At 42.7% G+C, this 20,368-nt stretch carries 11 protein-coding genes and 3 pseudogenes; 8 read left to right on the top strand and 6 right to left on the bottom strand.

All coding sequences use genetic code 11. The annotated features are described in order from the left end of the window. Positions 1 to 32 precede the first annotated feature (32 nt). The 3 genes from F7734_RS11520 to F7734_RS11530 all read left to right on the top strand — a co-directional run bounded on the left by F7734_RS11520 (position 33) and on the right by F7734_RS11530 (position 3,646). On the top strand, positions 33 to 1,232 hold the full coding sequence (locus F7734_RS11520) for an argininosuccinate synthase (protein ID WP_155744784.1): 1,200 nt from the start codon (positions 33 to 35) through the stop codon (positions 1,230 to 1,232). 348 nt (positions 1,233 to 1,580) lie between these two features. Beyond that, positions 1,581 to 2,486 carry a hypothetical protein gene (locus tag F7734_RS11525; protein WP_155744815.1) on the top strand — a complete coding sequence of 302 codons (906 nt, stop codon included), beginning with the start codon at positions 1,581 to 1,583 and terminating at the stop codon, positions 2,484 to 2,486. Positions 2,487 to 2,740: 254 nt separating this feature from the next. Then, positions 2,741 to 3,646: a hypothetical protein gene (locus F7734_RS11530; protein WP_155744785.1), complete on the top strand. Its 906-nt coding sequence runs from the start codon at positions 2,741 to 2,743 to the stop codon at positions 3,644 to 3,646. Between the two features lie 88 nt (positions 3,647 to 3,734). Here F7734_RS11530 and F7734_RS63345 read toward each other — a convergent pair. Continuing rightward, positions 3,735 to 3,863: pseudogene (locus F7734_RS63345) on the bottom strand (four helix bundle protein); the annotation flags it as partial. A 555-nt stretch (positions 3,864 to 4,418) separates the two neighbouring features. On the opposite strand from F7734_RS63345, the pseudogene F7734_RS11535 reads away from it, so the two are divergent. The 3 genes and pseudogenes from F7734_RS11535 to F7734_RS11545 all read left to right on the top strand — a co-directional run. Then, positions 4,419 to 4,982 (top strand): annotated as a pseudogene (locus F7734_RS11535) (reverse transcriptase N-terminal domain-containing protein); the annotation flags it as partial. A gap of 508 nt (positions 4,983 to 5,490) precedes the next feature. Further along, on the top strand, positions 5,491 to 7,275 hold the full coding sequence (locus tag F7734_RS11540) for a reverse transcriptase/maturase family protein (RefSeq protein ID WP_166481678.1): 1,785 nt from the start codon (positions 5,491 to 5,493) through the stop codon (positions 7,273 to 7,275). 109 nt (positions 7,276 to 7,384) lie between these two features. Next, positions 7,385 to 8,383 (top strand): annotated as a pseudogene (locus F7734_RS11545) (reverse transcriptase domain-containing protein); the annotation flags it as partial. A gap of 366 nt (positions 8,384 to 8,749) precedes the next feature. On the opposite strand, the gene F7734_RS63350 reads toward F7734_RS11545, so the two are convergent. The 5 genes from F7734_RS63350 to iscB form a co-directional block, all read right to left on the bottom strand. After that, the gene (locus tag F7734_RS63350; protein WP_243146819.1) at positions 8,750 to 11,533 is read right to left on the bottom strand and encodes a formylglycine-generating enzyme family protein; all 2,784 of its coding nucleotides are present in this window, start codon (positions 11,531 to 11,533) and stop codon (positions 8,750 to 8,752) included. A 15-nt stretch (positions 11,534 to 11,548) separates the two neighbouring features. Next, positions 11,549 to 12,643 (bottom strand): MoxR family ATPase, encoded by a 1,095-nt coding sequence (locus F7734_RS11555; RefSeq protein WP_155744788.1) that lies wholly within the window; start codon positions 12,641 to 12,643, stop codon positions 11,549 to 11,551. Position 12,644: 1 nt separating this feature from the next. Next, complete coding sequence (locus F7734_RS11560) at positions 12,645 to 14,570, bottom strand: caspase family protein (protein WP_155744789.1); 1,926 nt, start codon at positions 14,568 to 14,570, stop codon at positions 12,645 to 12,647. A gap of 9 nt (positions 14,571 to 14,579) precedes the next feature. Then, positions 14,580 to 15,437 (bottom strand): hypothetical protein, encoded by an 858-nt coding sequence (locus F7734_RS11565; RefSeq protein ID WP_155744790.1) that lies wholly within the window; start codon positions 15,435 to 15,437, stop codon positions 14,580 to 14,582. Positions 15,438 to 15,950: 513 nt separating this feature from the next. After that, positions 15,951 to 17,327: an RNA-guided endonuclease IscB gene (gene iscB / locus F7734_RS11570; RefSeq protein WP_243146820.1), complete on the bottom strand. Its 1,377-nt coding sequence runs from the start codon at positions 17,325 to 17,327 to the stop codon at positions 15,951 to 15,953. A gap of 382 nt (positions 17,328 to 17,709) precedes the next feature. On the opposite strand from iscB, the gene F7734_RS11575 reads away from it, so the two are divergent. Together F7734_RS11575 and F7734_RS11580 are read left to right on the top strand one after the other, a co-directional pair. Beyond that, a complete protein-coding gene (locus F7734_RS11575) occupies positions 17,710 to 18,042 on the top strand; it encodes a DUF3040 domain-containing protein (RefSeq protein ID WP_166481851.1) in 333 nt (110 codons plus the stop codon). A gap of 139 nt (positions 18,043 to 18,181) precedes the next feature. After that, positions 18,182 to 20,263, top strand: coding sequence for a dynamin family protein (locus F7734_RS11580; protein WP_155744791.1), 2,082 nt, complete (start codon positions 18,182 to 18,184; stop codon positions 20,261 to 20,263). Positions 20,264 to 20,368 lie beyond the last annotated feature (105 nt).

Here is a 20,368-nt window from a genome sequence, read left to right on the forward strand (position 1 = left end):
CTTTGCTTTTAATTTGCTAACTGGAGAAATAAATGGGTCGCGCAAAAAAGGTTGTTTTGGCGTATTCTGGTGGAGTTGATACTTCTGTATGCATTCCCTACCTCAAGCACGAGTGGGGAGTGGAAGAAGTTATTGCTTTAGCCGCAGATTTAGGACAGGGTGATGAATTAGCTCCAGTCAGAGAAAAAGCACTGAAATCGGGTGCTAGTGAATCTTTGGTGATAGATGTTAAACAGAGTTTTGTCAAGGATTACGCTTTTCCAGCTATTCAAGCGAATGCTATCTATGAGAATCGCTATCCCCTGGCAACAGCTCTCGCCCGTCCGTTAATTGTTAAGGTGTTAGTAGAGACTGCAGAAAAATATGGAGCGGATGCGATCGCACACGGCTGCACGGGTAAAGGGAACGATCAGGTGCGTTTTGATGTTTCTACCGTTGCTCTCAACCCCAATCTGAAGATACTTGCACCAGCAAGAGAATGGGGAATGAGCCGTGAAGAAACCATTGCTTATGGAGAAAGATATGGGATTCCCGCACCAGTGAAAAAATCTTCGCCCTACAGCATCGATCGTAACTTGCTTGGAAGGAGTATAGAAGCAGGGGTGTTGGAAGATCCCAATGTGGAACCGTTAGAAGAAATCTACGCGATGACTAAGGCAATAGCCGATACTCCTGACGAGCCAGAGTATGTTGAGATTAGTTTTACTAGGGGTATACCCACTGCCATCAACGGTGAACCCAAAAATGCAGTAGAGTTGATCGAACAACTCAACCAGGTAGTAGGAAACCACGGAGTTGGACGCATTGACATGATAGAAAACCGCTTGGTAGGTATCAAATCGCGGGAAATATATGAAGCTCCTGCCATGACTGTGTTAATTCAAGCACATAGGGATTTAGAGAGCTTAACATTAACCGCAGATGTAACTCACTACAAGCGTGGTATTGAAGAGACATACAGCCAATTGGTTTACAACGGTTTGTGGTACAGTCCACTAAAAACCGCCTTGGATGCTTTCATTCAGAAGACACAAGAGCGAGTTTCTGGAACTGTACGGGTAAAACTTTTCAAAGGCAACGCCACCATTGTTGGGCGGACTTCTGAAAACAGCCTCTACACACCCGATCTGGCAACCTATGGTGCTGACGATAAATTTGACCATAAGGCGGCTGAAGGTTTCATTTACGTTTGGGGGCTTCCAACACGTATTTGGGCGCAGCAGCAAAGGTAGTTTAAGTTTGTTTAAAACTACACCCCTCCTCTCGTTCCCAGGCGGAGCCTGGGAATGCAGATCCAGAGGCTCCGCCTCACGTTAGCCATATAGAGCTAGAAGGAACCGCAGATACACGCAGATAAATGTGTCAGAAAATCGGAGGAAATTTACCACAGTTTACTAAAAATACGAAAACACGTAGGTTGGGTTGAGGAACGAAACCCAACATTTACAGGCGCATGCATCTAAACAACCGCAGAAGCACGCAAATACACGCAGATAAATGTGTCAGAAAATCGGAGGAAAGCTGCTACAATTGACCGATGTCATCAATCCAGTTTTGTAGCAATTTTCTTCCGAGAAAAAATGACAAGATTTCCTTACGACCAATTTACCAAAAATTACCTCAAAGAACTGCTATCGCCATCCGGTACTGTAGAAACCAGCCGGAAAGTCGTGGCAGAAATCAAGGAAATTGATGTTTATTTTGCGCCATCTCCTCCAGAAAGTCAGGAGCGAGAAAAACTGGGGTTGTTGGGGAAATTTGCCACCACCTCAGCAGTGTTTGAACCTTTTAGAAATGCTGTCAAACGGGGAGAAGTGCGGAGTTGTCTCAATAAGTTATTTGACATCTTTGCGGAATTAGAACGGGAGGCGAACAGGAACGGGACGGAAATTGCGGAAGAAGAATTACCTTTTTTGTGGATTCTGTCACCGACAGCGTCTGAAGCTCAGTTAAAGGGATTTAGAGCTATATTAGATGAAGAAAACTGGTTACCGGGAGTTTACGTATTTGGCGAGTGGTATCGCGCCGCAATTGTTGCGATTCATCAGTTACCAGCTACAGAAGAAACACTATGGTTGAGGATTTTAGGAAAGGGAAAAGTACAGCAACAAGCTATCGAAGAACTGCAAGCGTTGTCTGAAGATAACCCCTTGCGGGAAATGGCGCTGGATTTATTGAGTAACCTCAAAAGCATTTTAGAACTGAAACAAGATTTAGACCAAGAGGAGAGGGAATTAATTATGCAGCTATCACCTGTTTACGAACAACGACTTGCTGAAGCCAGACAACAAGGCGTTCAAGCAGAGCGTCGCCGTACAATAGACGCTTTGTTGAGAGGGCGGTTTGGAACTGTGGATGAGGAATTAGCAGCAGTGATTCAGCCAATCATTGATTTACCTTCACAAGAGTACACATCTTTGTTATTACAGTTATCTAATATCTCCCGTGAAGAGTTATTAGCGAGATTTCTCAAGCGCGATCGCTAACCAGTCATCTTCTGTTCGGAGCGACACTTGTATGAGGTTTGTAGTTGCGCTTGAGCGCATGCATCCCAACTACAAACCCACTCATTGATTTAGTCATGAGCCGAACATGATATTACCTAAACAATTCTCAAAATTAAACAACCGCAGATGCACGCAGAAACACGCAGATAAATGTGCCAAAAAATCGTCGGTAAGCTGCTACAATTAACCGATGTCATCAATTCAGTTTTGTAGCAATTTTCTCCCGATAAAAAATGACAAGATTTCCTTACGACCAATTTACCAAAAATTACCTCAAAGAACTGCTATCGCCATCCGGCACAGTAGAAACCAGCCGGAAAGTCGTGGCAGAAATCAAGGAAATTGATGTTTATTTTGCGCCATCTCCTCCAGAAAGTCAGGAGCGAGAAAAACTGGGGTTGTTGGGGAAATTTGCCACCACCTCAGCAGTGTTTGAACCTTTTAGAAATGCTGTCAAACGGGGAGAAGTGCGGAGTTGTCTCAATAAGTTATTTGACATCTTTGCGGAATTAGAACGGGAGGCGAACAGGAACGGGACGGAAATTGCGGAAGAGGAATTACCTTTTTTGTGGATTCTGTCACCGACAGCATCTGAAGCTCAGTTAAAGGGATTTAGAGCTATATTAGATGAAGAAAACTGGTTACCAGGGGTTTACGTATTTGGCGAGTGGTATCGCGCCGCAATTGTTGTAATTCATCAGTTACCACCTACAGAGGAAACACTATGGTTGAGGATTTTAGGAAAGGGAAAAGTACAACAACAAGCTATCCAAGAACTGCAAGCGTTATCTGAAGATAACCCCTGGCGGGAAATGGCGCTGGATTTATTGAGTAACCTCAAAAGTATTTTAGAACTGAAACAAGATTTAGACCAAGAGGAGAGGGAATTAATTATGCAGCTATCACCTGTTTACGAACAACGACTTGCTGAAGCCAGAGAACAAGGCGTTCAAGCAGACCGTCGCAATATAATAGATACTGTGTTAAGAGCACGGTTTGGAACTGTGGATGCTCCCTTAGCAGCAGTGATTCAGTCAATCATTGATTTACCTTCACCTGAGTATGCAGCTTTGTTATTACAGTTACCCAATATCTCCCGTGAAGAATTGTTAGCGAGATTTCAAAACAGCGATCGCTAACCAGTCATCTTCTGTTCGTAACTACACTTGTATGATGTTTGTAGTTGCGCTTGAGCGCATGCATACCAACTACAAACTCACTCATTGATAACATTAAATTTTCTAACAGATCGTATAGTGCGTTAATCATCCCATCCCCTAAGATAAATTTATGGGTCTTGGGTAGGCGATTCAGAATTGGCACGTACCATTTAATCGTGCGGCTCGTTTCTGGTATAGAGCCTCTAGCAACTAGAGGGGTATAACCAGAGTACACACTGGAAGCAACTTCACTGTGTATAACTGTTCTTTTGATGTAAGTGAGCCTAGTATCCTAGAACGGCAAGCCTTACCCTTGAGGAGACAAGTGAATCCCTACCTGACCACAGTGACCGTACTCGGAATTACGGAGGCTGAAGCTGGTAACAGGACGCAAACAGAGCTAAGTTCGGACAGGCACACTGGCGTTAAAGGGGAGATGATACGGATAAACAAGTCCTAGAAAAGTGTCTCATAGTAAAGCTACAAGCCGAACAACAGATGTAGACTTCATCCTCTAGATTCTTGCGAAAGTTGACTAAGCTAATCGCAAACTCCAAGGAGAGGATAGGCAAATTGGACTGCCCTAAGTCATCAAAACAATCGAAAGAACGGAACGAGTAAAAACGATATAAGGGTCTGGGGAAAGGTCGAAAACCTCAGTAGGTAAGACGAGATACGGAACTCCTTTATATCGGGTAGGATGCGGCGTAACTGCTGCAAGGTATTCAGAAAACATTCAATGGAGCAGAGCATGGTTAGACACAGCAGAAATGCTAGTGAACTTTGGAAGAAACTACCCTGGAAGAAATTCCGGAAAGAGTTATTCCGCCTACAAAAGAGAGTGTTCAAAGCTATTCGAGTTGGCGACAAACGTAAAGCGAAGTCAATTCAAAAGCTAATTCTGAAGTCTAAAGCTGGTAGGTTTCTGGCTATTCGTCAAGTAACTCAGCTAAATGCTGGTAAAAAGACTGCTGGCATCGATGGAAAAACTGCCTTAACGTTTGAGGAGAGATTTGATTTAGAGTTGCTTCTCAGACAACAAAATTGGTATCACAATCGACTACGAGAAATACCAATTCCCAAAAAAGACGGTTCGACCAGAATGCTAAAAGTACCCACTATTGCAGATAGAACGTGGCAATGCCTAGCAAAATTTGCCCTAGAACCAGCACACGAAGCAACTTTTCATGAACATAGCTATGGATTTAGAATTGGGCGCTCTGCCCACGATGCCCAAAAACAGGTATTCACAAATCTAAGAAGCACCTCAAACAGCATCACAAAAAGAATTCTTGAGTTAGACATTGAAAAGTGCGTGCGCCGCGACGATTAACGCGGTATTCCCAACCAAGTTGGGAGAGACTAAGAAGAATGTCTCTAAGTCAACCAACTTACCTGGAGTCGAAAGACAAAAGGGACAACAGCATGTTGGTAAAGCCGGAAATGGAGAGAAGGCGTTAAAACCATTGTTCGGCAAGACTTGTGTGACAAGGTGAAGATTAAACTATCTGAAGCCCAATTCTGACGGTATACTCGATTACCTATTCCTACAACGCCTAAAAGGAATAATCGTTTGTGTGTAGTTTTAAGCATTTGAACCACACAACTTCTTTAAACGAAGTCAGCCACCGATGAGATGGCTTAACGAATGAGTGGGACACCTAAATCACACTGATACGTACCGAGTTGATGAAGCGCGGGATGGTCTATGGGACGCGAGTCCTATGACTACAGAGTTCCCATAGTAGTCCGAGGGCGGGAAAGCCGTCCACATGGCAAAGGGGAACAGGTATTTCTTACATTGTTACCGAGAGGTACGCGAGATGCGAAACGCCGAAACGGTGTTAAATGTAATCCGAGACAGGGGGTACCGGGGTTTACCACTGGATGATGTCTACAGACAGTTGTTCAATCCCGACTTGTACCTTTTAGCGTATAGCCGCATTTATAAAAATGCTGGAGCAATGACGCCTGGGATAACTCAGGAAACTGCTGACGGAATGTCCATGAAAAAGATTGAAACTCTTATCGAAGAGATTCGATATGAACGCTTTCGATGGACACCAGTGAGGCGAATTAATATTCCCAAGAAAAATGGGAAAACTCGACCACTAGGTATTCCTACTTGGAAAGACAAATTGGTTCAAGAAGTAGTACGTTTAATATTAGAAGCGTATTATGAACCCCAATTTTCCGACAACAGTCATGGTTTCAGACCAAAACGCGGATGCCATACGGCGCTAACAGTAATAGACCGCACTTGGCAAGGAACCAAGTGGTTTATTGAAGGAGATATCAAAGGCTGTTTTGACAACATAGACCATAAAATCTTAATGTCAATTCTGTGCGAGAAAATCCAAGATAACCGCTTCCTGAGATTGATTGAAAACTTACTCAAGGCAGGTTATTGTGAGCAATGGAGATATCACTCCACCCTCAGCGGAACACCGCAAGGCGCGATAGTATCACCCATACTCGCCAATATCTATCTTGATAAATTCGATAAATTTATCGAACGGACACTTATCCCAGAGTATACAAGAGGTAAAGCAAGGGCAGAAAATCCGGAATACTCAAAACTCGTAAAACTTGCCTGGTATTACAGGAAGAAGGGACAAATTGAAAAAGCGCGTCAACTGGAAATTCAATACCAGCAAATGCCTTCCAAAGATGTTCGTGACCCTAAATACAGAAGGCTAAATTATGTGCGGTACGCTGATGATTTTCTACTTGGATTCATTGGTTCATTTCAAGAGGCAAAAGAAATCAAGGAAAAATTGAAGACATTTCTAGCGGAAAATCTTCAGCTAGAATTATCTAAAGAAAAGACCTTAATTACTCATGCTAGAAACGAAGCAGCGAACTTCTTAGGTTACGAAATTCTAGTTCAATATTCCGACACTAAGCATACCAATGGTAAGCGCTCAATTAATGGAATTACTGGACTAAGAATTCCCACAAGCTTTGTAGAAGAAAAATGTTCTCTCTATATGAGAAATGGGAAACCCATTCACCGCCCTGAATTAATAAATGATGATGATTTCACTATCATCAACATTTACCAATCAGAATATAGAGGGTACGTACAATTCTACAGCCTTGCTCAAAACATCGCGTGGCTCCAAAAACTCCAATGGGTTATGTGGAGTTCGTTGATGAAAACTCTTGCTTGTAAACACAAAACTAGCGTGGCTAAAATTTGCGCGAAGTATCACAAGACGGTAAAACTGCCACACGGTCTAAGAAAGTGTGTCGAAATCACCGTCCCAAGAGAAGGCAAGAAACCCTTAGTGGCTCGTTTCGGTGGTATACCACTAAAACGCAACCTAAAAACAATCATAGAAGACCTGCCACGAGCGCGAAAGCCCGCGTTCAGAAATGAACTGATTAAACGGCTTCAAGCTGATGAATGCGAGATTTGTGGGGCAAGAGGTGATATTGAAGTTCACCATATTCGCGCCCTCAAAGACCTCAAAACCAAAGGTAGAAAAGAAAAACCGCAATGGATGCAAATCATGTCCGCACGTAGGAGAAAAACTTTGATGGTCTGCCCTCAATGCCATGATGCTATACACGCAGGTAACCCCGCAGGTAAACAAGTCTCATGATAATGGAATACTGGAGAGCCGTGTACCTGGAAACTCGTAAGCACGGTTCGGCGGGGGCTAGTTGGAAAAGGAGCCAATAATTGGAAACCTCGCTAGCTAGCTACCCACTTTTGATAGGATAAACCACTCCACTATCATGGAAAACCTTATTGCTCCTAGAGCATTAAAGGACGGAATATTCCGAGCACTCAAAGCAGGAATAAATCCCGAATTTCCCGAACAAGGAACTCCGCAAGGGGGGGTGGTGAGTCCGTTATTAGCCAACATTGCGCTCAATGGAATTGAGAATATACATCGATACCATAATCAAAAAGGGTATAGAATAACCCCTAAAACAGCAGATAAAGACATAGTAAAAGCCTGTGTCCGGTATGCAGATGATATGGTACTTTTCCTCAGACCAGAAGACGATGCAGAAGAGATACTTAACAAAATCAGTCAATTTCTAGCAGAAAGAGGGCTAAAGGTAAGCGAGAAAAAGACAAAGTTAACCGCTTCGACAGATGGATTTGATTTTCTCGGTTGGCACTTCAAAGTGTACAACGACGGAAGGTTAAAAACTACTCCCTCAGAGGATAACTTCAAAACATTCCGCAAGAAAGTCAAGAAAGTCGTCAACAACTCGAATTATGGTGCTAAAGTTAAGGCTAAGAAATTAGCTCTAATTGTCAGAGGATGGAGAAACTATCACAAGTATTGCGATATGAGCGGGGCAAGATTCTCACTGTGGTTTATCAACCATAGAACATTCAAAGTGTTCAATAAAGAGAAGAAACAAAACCGCAAATCAGCAGAAAAACTGATAGAACAAGCCTTTCCCAAGGTAAGTTACTCCGAAGGAAAACATATCAAAGTCCAAGGAAATAAATCACCCTACGACGGAGACCTGGTTTACTGGTCTGAGAGGAACAGTAAACTATATGACGGAGAAACCTCAAAGCAATTACTAAGGCAAAACCATACTTGTGCTGAATGTGGCTTAAAGTGTACAAGTGAAGAACGACTACACTTACACCACATTGATGGCAATCACTGTAACTGGAAGAAAAACAACCTAGTTGTTATTCACGAAAGCTGCCATGATTACATCCACATGAGCAAAAGATAGAGGGGAATTCTACGATACTGTTGTGCGCGAAAACCCGGATACCAGTTAGATTATGAAAGTCATTTTCATAATTGGGGACGATGAGACAATCAGAAGAAACCTTTATCTAAGAATATCGGAAGCTGGATGCGTAGAAATACGCACGTCCAGATTTAACAGAGAGGTGCGGTGGATAATACCACCCATCGACTCTACCAAATCGTAGTGGTTGTGAGAAAAGTTTAGGCAAAATTTACAGACTGGGATTTACATGATATACTATATTCATGTAGTTGGATTTTTGAAAAAAAAATTTTAGATCGCTCCACTCCGTTACGCTGACCAAGTGCTAAGAGAAGAAGAGCCAAGTGCAAAAGTGCTCAAGTGTCAAGGGCTATTAGTTCTCGGCCACACAACGCACACAACACGAAAACCGATAATGACGTCGTCGTCCTCCGGGTTGATGCAGTTGCGACGTGCGGAACGACAGAGATCAGGGAGGTCGTACCACGAACCACCGCGCTGTATCCTTTCTCGATTATCATTATTGTTACGAATTAGCCACGCTTCTCCATTTGTAGGTGCTCCTTCATAATTTCTATGCCAATGGTCAGCACACCATTCCCAGACTTGCCCATGCATATCATATAACCCAAAATCATTAGCTGCACCAAAGCTTCCGACGGGTGTAGTTTCTTCACGAAAAATTCCTTTGTTTCCTTTTCCATAGTTAGCCGTGCCTCTATAGTTGGCTAACTCAGTCGAAATTGTCTCGCCAAAATGAAATGGAGTTGTTGTACCTGCACGACAGGCATATTCCCATTGTGCTTCACTTGGTAGACGGTAAGTTTTTTTAGTGTAGTTGGATAGGCGATCGCAGAACTCTACACAATCATACCATGAAACTTGCTCAACTGGTCGATTTTCACCTTTAAAATAAGATGGATCTGGGTTGAGTTCGCGGTTGACTTGGGGAAGAGACGCAACTGCCCTCCATTGTGCCTGAGTTACCGGGTATTTGCCCAAGAAAAAAGGTTTAATTGTTACTTTATGTTGAGGTCCTTCATTGCTTCTTCGCTCCAACTCATCCTCTGGCGATCCCATCAAAAAGCTACCTTCAGGAATAGCTACCATTTCTAGCTGTACTCCATTCCCCAAATCTTCGATAAAACATTGAGATTGCCGACGATAACGGCGAATGGTTAACTGACGACGTGCTTCCCATTGTTTAAGTACATTTTGCAGATTTTTTTTGGTAATCTTTTCACCAAATACTTCAGATAGAACTTTCCATAGCTTAAGAGCAACATTTTTTAAATCCCGCACGGAGACTGTTCCTAAAGCTGAAATCTGCTCGTAAGTTTGATTTGCTAGTGTTCCCTCTAGTATTAGCTGTTCAACATCATTCAAATGTTTCCCTGTTTTCGTAAAAACTACCCCATCGACTATTTCTAGAGGACTGCTTGTATTGATTGGCGCAGATGAATTAACCTCTATCAGTGCCACTTCAAATTCAAAAGTCCTTCTAGGCGGGAAACTTTCAATCTGCCGTTTGCGTTCCCTCACTGCGGCACGGAGTTCTTGCGCTCGACTGGCATATTCGCCCCCCCAAGTCATAAGAACTGCTGCATCAACCTCGGCGAAGTAATGATTTCGGTCTACAGCTATATTTTGGATAGAACCCGTTGGGTTGGGAATGAGCGCCTGAAAATCTCGGAGACTTCCATAGTGATGCTGGATAAAATCCCCAATTTCCCGCCAAATTTCAGCCGTGCGTTGAACTGGACTATTTTCGAGCAGCAACTCGCGAATTCCTGCTCGAAACTCATACCAAGTTTCTGGAACAGTTGCTTCCTTCGGTCCCAGGGGAGACCGTTGGAGGAGACCACTAAAAAAGACTTCTGCTAGATGCCAGTGTTCGCTATCGGGCAAAAACTGACGTTGTGCCAACCGCATCACTGGAGGAATCAAGGGAACCGCAGCCAGCACCTTGGCGAGTTCCCGTGCTTTAGGACTGGCATTAGTCAAGAATCCTCGCAGTAAATCTTCGGGGGTCTCTTCCATTGGTTCGGGCTTCCCCTGCATCTGCTTACTGTTCTCAAGGTTTGTATCCACTGGTGCTTCTTGTCTGATTAAAACCCCCTGGATAGAATTACCTCCACTCCCCGCAAGGAAATGCGCCCAAGTATTAAAATGGTTGGGGGATAAGTTGAAAATCGGAAATCGGTAAAGATCAACCGTCGTATGGAGCCTAGCTCCCACTTTTAACATTGAGTTAGCACATCCTGGCTGGGGAGCCACGAGAGGCCGTAGAATTGCCTGGTGCAAGGCAGTCCGCTGCCACAGAGTCTGGGGAAAGACATGGGCAATGGTAACGGGATGCTGCTCCCCTAGAATAGCCAACGCTGCAAATGCAGCTCCTGAATGCCAAGCCTTCCCCAAAGTATCTGTTAACGCGACAAAGATTCGATTCCGCCCTGGTGCAATGAGACTACGAATCTCCCGTTCAATACGTTCAGCACCTGAAAACAATCTTGGCTCACTGTTCCCCGTCTCAAACTGCCATACCCGTACATCCCGGAAAAATCCTTGCCACCGAAAGAGCGTTGCTACCCCCTCCGCTAAATCTCCCCAAAACGCCATTGAAGGTGAGCGATCGATCAGTAAATGTACCTCAAACCATCGCTCTAAGGGAGGGCGAAATGCCATAATCGGCAATCCATTTGCCTCGGCTGTCTGCTCGACTGTGGCATCAATATCGAATTCATTCGCCAAGATACTCGGAACTCGCTTGGCTAAAGGCAAAAGCATCTTACTAATTGACGAAGGTTTGGGTAAGGGAAACGGGTCGGGAACGCGAACTAAGGAGGCGCGATCGCTGGAGGGTGGCTCTTTTTTTTCAAGGGACGTGGGAAGATGCTCTGAGGTTTTGGGATAAGTGGCAATAGGTGTCCGTGGCTCTATCTCTTTAGCAGGAGGGAGAATATCCTTTGCGCTACCTTCCGGGGATTCTCCAGCAGGCAGATCCCCATCAGGAGGGCGCAAATCTTCTGCCGGTTCAACGCCTTTGAGGGATGGAGGGGCAATAATGCGATGCAAGTGAGCCGCACACCAAATCAGGTCAGCGGTCTCTCTATCATCTCCCCACCATTTATCTTTTTCTCTGCCCATTTCCCCTCTCTACCCTCACAACGATTTGAAGACGGTATCCAACAAAAATTGACGCTTCTCTTGGGTGAGATTGTCACCTTGCAGTAAGAGATAGATAGCATTTAACAATTGATCTGTCGCTAATTTTACGTCCTTCTTCTTAATGCGATCGAGAAAATCTTGAATTAATTTTCTAGCTGGCTCATCCACTTTCTTCAGACACTCAGAATCGAACCGCTGCTCTAAAATATTGTAGAAACCTTCTTCCGTGTCAGGTTGTCTAACGGATAGGCGCAAACATCGGCGCAGAAAAGCCGGCGAAAACTCTCGTGCTTCATTACTGGTCATAAATACTAAGGGAAACTCTTGACATTGCACAAACCCTTTTTCGATAGAAATTTTTGTACCACTATCATCTCGTTGACTGCGGTAGGGGAGTACCTCTTCAGCGTCACTTTGTAAGCGAGCCAGTTCTGGTATTTCAAAAAATCCTTCTTCAAAAATATGCAACAGATCGTTGGGCATATCAATATCACTCTTATCGATCTCGTCAATGAGCAGTACCGCTGGTCTACCCGGTCGAGACTGATGAAATGCCATACCCATAGGTCCCAACCTTAGATACTTACCAATGCTAGGGTCTGCAATCTTACCTGTTTCACCGACTTTTTGCCTGAGTAGGGAAGCTTCTTGCAATCGCCCAATGGCATCGTAGGCATACAGACCATCCTTCAGGGTAGTGCGAGAAACAATTGACCAGCGGTACGGTCCTGGCAGCCCCAGTTCACACGCTACCGCATAAGCTAAAGATGTCTTACCCGATCCGGGATTCCCTTCAATCAGCAAAGGGCGGCGCAAACACAATGCAGCATTAACTAACTCTACTGCTTGCGTACTGGGAACAAACCCTAACGCTCGTGGGTCGCTCTTGCCTACGTTGTGTGAGCTTTCCTCTGACTTCGCTTTCTTCCACTCTTCGACTGACAGACCAAAAGTTCGCCAAGGCGGGGGCGGCGGGATGCGATTGAGATGCTCTTGCTGCTTTTCTGGGTTTGGCACACTATCAGCACTCAGGGTTAAGCCACGGTAAATGCGAAGATCCTTCTCTTCGGCTGTTTGGTCGTTCGCCATCTTATTCTACCACTCCAGTATTGAAAGGTCTACAGCGTCGGGAAGGCTTGGGATATAAATCATCCCAGAAAAGCGTTATTTCTAAGTCTTCTTTTTGTTTGCGTAATTCATGTATTTTGTGACGCCAATCCCTCCATTCTGCTCTTTTTATATGACCTTCGTCTCCTTCAACAAGAGGTTTGCTCTTATTTCGACTCCAGACTGCGATCGCTATGCTTTCCTCAATTGTTTTCAATTCTGATAATGATGGCTCTGTACCGATATAAAAGATATCTTCTCCAGGAAATTCAATCTCACAACTATCATTATTGCTCTTCCATAATCTATCTTTTTTGTCATCAATATCTGAAGAAGATCTAAAAAAATATTCATCAAAATAACGTTCAAATGAGTTAATAAATACTCGATATAGTTTACCTAATTTGCTAAAATCTCTATTATCATTAACGCTAATTTTATCTATGGGTGTATTGTAGTAGTCTAATGGGAGAAAAAACTCAATCTCAAGCTTAACCCCTTTTAGCAAAATGTGCAGACTATAATGAGCTTTCTGAATTAAATCTGGGAATATATCTTGGAGACAAGTATATAAACTGTCGCTTTCGGATTCAGTATTCTGTTTATTTTTTTTCAGATCCAAACGCACATTCTCGGCATATCGAGCCAATGGCAAATCCTTACTTTTTACCCAAAGATTCATATTTAAAAGCAATGAGCCAGAAAGTTGTCCTGTATTATTATCGTGATCTAATTCCGGTTCAATTTCAATTTGAAGCCGGATCTCGCTATCTTTGAGATATTTTTTTAGTTGGTTAAATGAATTCCTGACCAACTCTTGAATTTTCCGTAAATCTACTCCTGTTCTATATTCAATTACTTGTCTTTGCCATTCTTCAATATTCTGAGCGAGACTTGGCTGGTAGTAATTACCGCGCTCGCTGAATCTTTTCCTACACCATTCTGAACAGGCAATCAGCGGGCAAATTCCATCTGACACTGGTGTAATTGATAAATCTTTTAATTTCTCTTTGAGGTCTGGCTCATCTAAGACAAATTCTTCAATAAATTTGCTACTTAAAAGAAAAGAATTGATTAAAAACAAACTATCGTCCAATCTTTCCCTTAAAAACTTTAACAATTCTTCTATAAAATCATAGCGGTTTTCTTTCCATGTCTGCAAAGTTTTAGGTAAAATAGGAAAAAATTTAGCCGAAGTCTCAGTTCCCGCAATGCTATATTGAACATGTTGCTCTTCAGAGGTATTATTTTGTTTAATCTCTTCTATTAGCTTATCTAGATTGATATACCCCAGAGTCTGTAAACCCACATCCTGACACAATTTCTTAACTGCATTTGCAAGTGCATTGGAGAATACACCTTCGTTTGCTGTTTGCTTCGCACGACAGGCAGCAATAGCATGAACGGCAATATTCGTCTTTTTTTCGACTGGTTGATATTGCTGAATTACGTTTAAGGCAAAATTCGTAACATCTATTGCACCAGATCCCGAATGACAAGTATCGATAATATAAAGAATTTGGGATATTTTTACTCCCTTATTAATTAGAGGGCGGACTAAATCTTTTGTGAGTAAAACGGTCGTTCCAATTTGGTCAATAATGGTATCTTTCATTACCAAGTAATGTCCATCTCCTGGCAGAGAATCCCCATGACCAGAATAGTAGAAAATTACAATATCAGTTTCGCGCCGATCTTTATCTTGAAGCCAATCGGCAAATTGTCTTTTGAGCTCCTCAGCCCTCGGATTAGATTGCAAGTCTTCCAAAACTCGCTCATAACCGAAATGTTGAGTAAATACCTCGACTACCGTTTTTAGATCTTCATTAACACTAGGTAATGGATTATAATTATCATCATATTCACTTGTTCCACAAGCAATTAGGTAGTACCGAGTTTTTCCATGCATATTGCTCTCTCATTCATCAATAAGACCCAACTTAATTGCTTCTCCTGTTTCGGCTGCTGTGAAATAACGACTTGCATCGTGAGCATTAGCACCGTTATCAACTAGCTTGTCTTCTACAGATCCATGAAATAAAGGGTTTAGCCGTTTTACCAGAGCAACAACATCTCCTTGATCGGCAATATTGATCCACTTTTCTACACTTCCCGGCCACTGACCTAAATTATCTTGGGGCGCTGGGTCTAGTCGGTCAAAAATTAGCCGTCTTATTCCCAAGGGGGAACCCAGAGTAACAAAAACTTTGACAGGCCATTCTGGATGCTGACATAAGGTCTCATAACAAACAATTGACCCTAAAGAATGACCCACAAGTACGCGGGTATCTTCATCAATGGCCTCCACAACTCGCTCTCGAATCTGCTGTCTTAAATCCTGCCTATGTAAGTAATTGCGAACTTGTTTGAGGTAGTATATTACGATACTCTCAGCGACGCCACCAAAATACTTGGAATTACTTAAGACTGTGAGAGCCTTTTGAACAAATCCGGGTGTTGATTTTTCTCTTGATGGCTCACTTGGGCCTCTAATACCATCTTCTACTTTTGCCGCTTCTTCCCACCATTGCAAAAGGAGTTCCTTCTCCCAATCTGACTCAACATCGTTGGCATCATAATTAGGTATCCCAGTTCCTGACTTCGGGCGACCCCTGAACAGGTCTCCGTAAAATGCACAGCGAAATTCTTGCTCAGACTCTAATTTAGCCCCAGCGCGTTCCAAACCATCTTTGAGTGCTGGCAACCACTCGGCATGAATTGTATTGCTACCTCTAAATTCTTGGTTAATTCCATGAACAGCCACAATTTTAGCCATAGCTAATTAAGTTGAGTTCTACGGAGTGATTGTAGTCTAAATACCATATTTTCGTCTACTAAATCCATTTGTCATTCTTTGTTATTCTGGGATGTTCTGCTTGTAATTAAACGATCGTCAACCCTTTGTAGTCACTCTGAAAAAAGAAAAATGTAAGCTAATTTTTCAGATTTTGATGTCTGCTTCTACACCTCTAAGTTGTCTTTTGAAATCAGCTTAAAGCAAACAAACTAGAGTGCGCTGCGAAGCACAAGCTGTACTCAGCTTATCGCTCTTAAACTTGACGTTCTGCAAGATCCTCTAGATCCCCGACAACTTCTGCGGATACAGCGGGTTAATGGGGTACCTCTCAGTCAGTACTCTTATGGTGGGCTGCTGCAGAGCGTTGTGCTACACACAGGAGGCGGAGCCTCTCTTAAGGCATTCCCAGGCGGAGCCTGGGAACGAGATGGACGAGATGGGTGGCGTTACTCTTCATTCGCGATGGGCGCATCCGCAGGAGTTGTCTAGTTATCAAATCGCGCTAAAACGAAGTAAATCCTGGTCAATCGTAGTAAAACTGTATTCGTAACCGTCAGATTGATGAATTAGTTTGACGTATTGTCGATCTACAGCAATCCGATGACCGTTAATTAGCACTTCTACTCCTTTGTCAGTGGGCGTTTTAACTCTAGCTCGATAAATTCCCGAGCGAACGTGTTTGCGATCTTTTAGCAAATTACAAATCACATAATCGCCTGCGGTTGCATGAGTATATTTCTGATTTTTGCTAACTAGCTTAACTTCTTTTTTACCAGTAACAGGATTTTTCTTGATACTAGCGATAGCCGGAAAACCTTTAGCATTGACTCTCTGCACTTGTCTAGTACCGTGTCCAGTACAGGTAATCCGCAATGGTTGACATATTCGCAATTTGACAATTTGGTCGGTTCCTACACAAGCACTATCAATCCAGTGTGCTTTTGGCAATCCGCTTTTAATACGAATCATTTTAGTAGATGCACCGTCTCCACTGATTACAGGCAATCCAAATTGATGTGCCATTTCAAATATGGCTTGACGGGTAGAGTTAACAGCCGCAGCATCACTTAATGACTTCTTCTGATGTGATGTAATTTTTTGGAGAATTTCGCCTTTGTCTTTGAGAAATTGCTCTACTGGCTTATTCCCTTTTTTCTGATTGCATTTTTCACAAGATAAAGTCAGGTTTGAGAATCGGTCACTACCTCCGTTGCTACGTGCATTAATATGCTCAATTTGTAAGGGGACATCTGTTTGACCACAATAAACACATTCTCTACCCCAATGCTCAAGCAACGCTTCGCGTAGAGTGTAGCCCCATAAAGTACCTTGCTGATATTCAATACCTTCTATGTCTGGTGTCTCCATTTTTTGCAAGTCGAATTTTACCGATTCAATTGCAATTGATTTAATTGGAGCTATTTTCAGCAATCGTTTTATCCAAGTCTGGGTAGTTAACAACCGATGCCTTAAAGATGGTGCTAGCCAACCATTTGGTTTTTGACGCTCGAACCGTTTTTTCCGATAGCGAAGTCTTCTGGTCCTTCTAGAACCTCGAACACCAGATCTTTTAATCATCTCCATTTTAATCCGATCGCCTCGGTGTTCTAATTCCATTGCCCAGACAATTTCATTCTTATTTAAATCCACTAGAGAAATCCCTGTAAATTTTGAACCGGGGTCAATTCGTAGTTCTAAATATGGCTCTACATTTTCATCAACATCCTTATCTAGAATTAAAGTAAATGGAAATAGCCTTAGGCAACTAGCTTTGCCCTGAGACTGTAGGAACCTTGCTCTAACTGGAGTCGTTGGTTTTAGTATTTTTCCGTTTTTACTTAAAACAAATACCGAATTAGTAATCATCATTTGATGAATCTCCCTATTGGGGTATGGTGTGCCTCGACACTGCTTAAAAGTTTGTCAGTGGATTACGGTTTTGCGCTGTCGTGAGCAGCCATGTTCCTTCTCCGACGCTTGAGACTGGCTAATCTCATTAAGTCATGACCTTTAAGCGGACTTAAACCCTTACGGATAATGTGGAATCAACAGTTCTACACTGAGTCTTGGTGAAGTCAAAAACCGAATTACTTCGATTTCTAACGAATTGCTCCGTTTCACGCACTTCTCGGGGAGCTAGTGAGAACAAAAACAGTACTTGCACTGATGTTATTCCAATTAAATGGAAGTTATTTTACTTATTATCCATTTTTAGTGCTGATATTATCCTAATTGATTGGAGTAACCAAGGGTGAAATCTCCAGAAGATAAGTATAAAGACTTAGAACGGGTTGAGCGTCAACTCCGGGAAAAAGAGACAGAACTGAGACTGCGTGAGTTAGACAATCAAATGAATGCTGACAATGCTGAGGTTTATCAAACCGTAAAGCATCAGTCTAAAAACTTTGAAAAACCGTGGCAAAAGAAAGCTATTCTCGGAGCTAAATTATTTGCTCTCGGAGTTATAGCAATTGTTGCTGTCAAAGTAGCATCATTTATAGCAGGAATTGTCATTATTGGATTGCTAGGATTTGTTGCATATAAACTTTTTTTTGACCAAAAAAGGATGAAGGATAAAAGATAAAGGATGAAAAATAGGTTAATAGATGGAAGCAAGCCCCTCAATCCATTGATGGAGTTTACTTCATAATTCATCCTTCATAATTCATCCTTCATAATTCATCCTTCATAATTCATCCTTCATAATTCATAATTCAACAAACATGGTGACTCAAGCAGGAACTGATACATTTCTCAATGACTTAGAGCGTGTCGTACAAGTTCGCGCTGAGGTTGCTGTTGCTTTAAATCAAATAGCTAATACAATCGAGCACGCGGAAGTTGCTGGAGACACAACATCTGGAAAACTCAGTTTAGAACGCGATATTGAAGATATTAAAGTAGCTAGTAAAAACCTCCGCACGGGTGTCTTTCGCTTGCTCGTTCTGGGAGATATGAAACGGGGTAAAAGTACCTTACTGAATGCCTTACTGGGTGAGAATTTATTACCAAGCGATGTGAATCCTTGTACGGCAGTATTAACAATTTTACGTTACGGCGCGGAAAAAAAAGTCACTGTCTATTATAATGATGGCAAAAGCCCGCAGCAGTTAGATTTTCAAAACTTTAAGTTTAAATACACTATCGATCCACAAGAAGCAAAAAAACTAGAGCAAGAGAAAAAGCAAGCTTTCCCAGATGTTGATTATGCAGTGGTTGAGTACCCTTTACCTCTACTCTCCAAGGGAATTGAAATTGTTGATAGCCCAGGATTGAATGATACGGAAGCAAGAAACGAATTATCGTTGGGTTACGTGAATAACTGTCATGCCATCTTGTTTGTCATGAGAGCATCGCAACCTTGCACCCTTGGGGAACGGCGCTATTTGGAGAATTATATCAAAGGACGGGGGCTGTCAGTTTTCTTTCTGATTAATGCTTGGGATCAAGTGAAGGAATCTTTGATTGATCCTGACGATGAAGAGGAATTAAAATCGGCTGAGGATAGATTGAGACAGGTTTTCCGAGCTAATCTGGCTGAATACTGTTATGTAGATGGACACGATCTCTATGATGAACGAGTGTTTGAAATCTCTTCCATTCAAGCACTGCGTCGTCGATTGAAAAACCCTCAAGCTTCTTTGGAGGGAACTGGCTTTCCTAATTTTATGGGTTCGTTGAATACTTTTCTGACTCGTGAAAGAGCGATCGCAGAACTGCGCCAAGTCAGAACGTTAGCAAGACAAGCATGCGATCGCACTCGCGAAGCCATTGAAAGAAGAATCCCATTACTTGACCAAGATGTCAACCAATTGCGAACAAGAATTAACTCTGTAGAACCCGAATTCAAAAAACTCACAAATATCCGAGATCAATTTCAGCAAGAAATCAGAAACACCAGTGACACCAAATCTAAAGCTGTGGCAGATTCTTTCCGCGACTATGTTTTGGGCTTGGGAAATACCTTTGAAACAGATTTCCTCCGCTATCAGCCAGAATTAAATCTGTTTGATTTTCTCAGCAATGGGAAGCGAGAAGCCTTTAATATGGCACTGCAAAAAGCTTTTGAACAATATATCACCGATAAATCTGCTGCTTGGACTTTGACGGCTGAAAAAGACATCAGTGCAGCATTTGCCCAACTTTCCAGAAGTGCAGCGCAGTATGGTGCATCTTACACCCAAGTCACAGACAGAATCACAGAACAATTGACAGGAGAAAAAGTCAAAGTTAACACGAACACCACAACTGAAGAAGATAAGTCTCCTGGTTGGGCAAAGTGGGCGATGGGATTGTTATCCCTTTCTAAGGGTAACCTAGCGGGTGTAGCCATGGCTGGTGTCGGCTTTGACTGGAAAAATATCCTGTTAAACTACTTCACTGTGATTGGGATTGGTGGGATAATTACAGCAGTCACGGGAGTTTTCCTCGGACCGATTGGCTTTGCTTTGCTGGGTTTGGGTGTTGGCTTTTTACAAGCAGATCAAGCGCGTAAAGAGTTAGTGAAAACAGCAAAGAAAGAGTTAGTCAAGTATTTGCCACAAGTCGCCCACGAGCAATGGCATACAGTTCATAAGGCAGTTAAAGAGTGCTTTGACTCTTATGAAAAGGAAGTCAGCACGCGCATTAATGATGATATCTCCGCCCGGAAATCCGAGTTGGATAATTTGCTCAAGCAAAAGGAAACTCGCGAGATCGATCGCGAAACTGAATTGAAGCGGTTGAAAAGGTTGGAAGAAGACATCTTTACTCAATTGCAGACAGTTGAGTCAGCTTACAACAATTTATTAGCTTACTACAGTTAGCTTTCCTTGTTACTCGTTCCCAGGTTGAGCCTGACACACTCGTTCCCAGGCTCAGCCTAACACACTCGTTCCCAGGCTCAGCCTGGGAATGCATTCATTGAGGCT

The organism is Scytonema sp. UIC 10036 (assembly GCF_009725235.1).

Coding starts and splice junctions, on each gene's coding strand:
- F7734_RS11530 (WP_155744785.1), top strand. CDS start 2,741: ATGACAAGATTTCCTTACGACCAATTTACCAAAAATTACCTCAAAGAA.
- F7734_RS11580 (WP_155744791.1), top strand. CDS start 18,182: ATGGTGACTCAAGCAGGAACTGATACATTTCTCAATGACTTAGAGCGT.
- F7734_RS11560 (WP_155744789.1), bottom strand. CDS start 14,570: ATGCATGGAAAAACTCGGTACTACCTAATTGCTTGTGGAACAAGTGAA.
- F7734_RS11540 (WP_166481678.1), top strand. CDS start 5,491: ATGCGAAACGCCGAAACGGTGTTAAATGTAATCCGAGACAGGGGGTAC.
- F7734_RS11525 (WP_155744815.1), top strand. CDS start 1,581: ATGACAAGATTTCCTTACGACCAATTTACCAAAAATTACCTCAAAGAA.
- iscB (WP_243146820.1), bottom strand. CDS start 17,327: ATGATGATTACTAATTCGGTATTTGTTTTAAGTAAAAACGGAAAAATA.
- F7734_RS11520 (WP_155744784.1), top strand. CDS start 33: ATGGGTCGCGCAAAAAAGGTTGTTTTGGCGTATTCTGGTGGAGTTGAT.
- F7734_RS11555 (WP_155744788.1), bottom strand. CDS start 12,643: ATGGCGAACGACCAAACAGCCGAAGAGAAGGATCTTCGCATTTACCGT.
- F7734_RS11565 (WP_155744790.1), bottom strand. CDS start 15,437: ATGGCTAAAATTGTGGCTGTTCATGGAATTAACCAAGAATTTAGAGGT.
- F7734_RS63350 (WP_243146819.1), bottom strand. CDS start 11,533: ATGGGCAGAGAAAAAGATAAATGGTGGGGAGATGATAGAGAGACCGCT.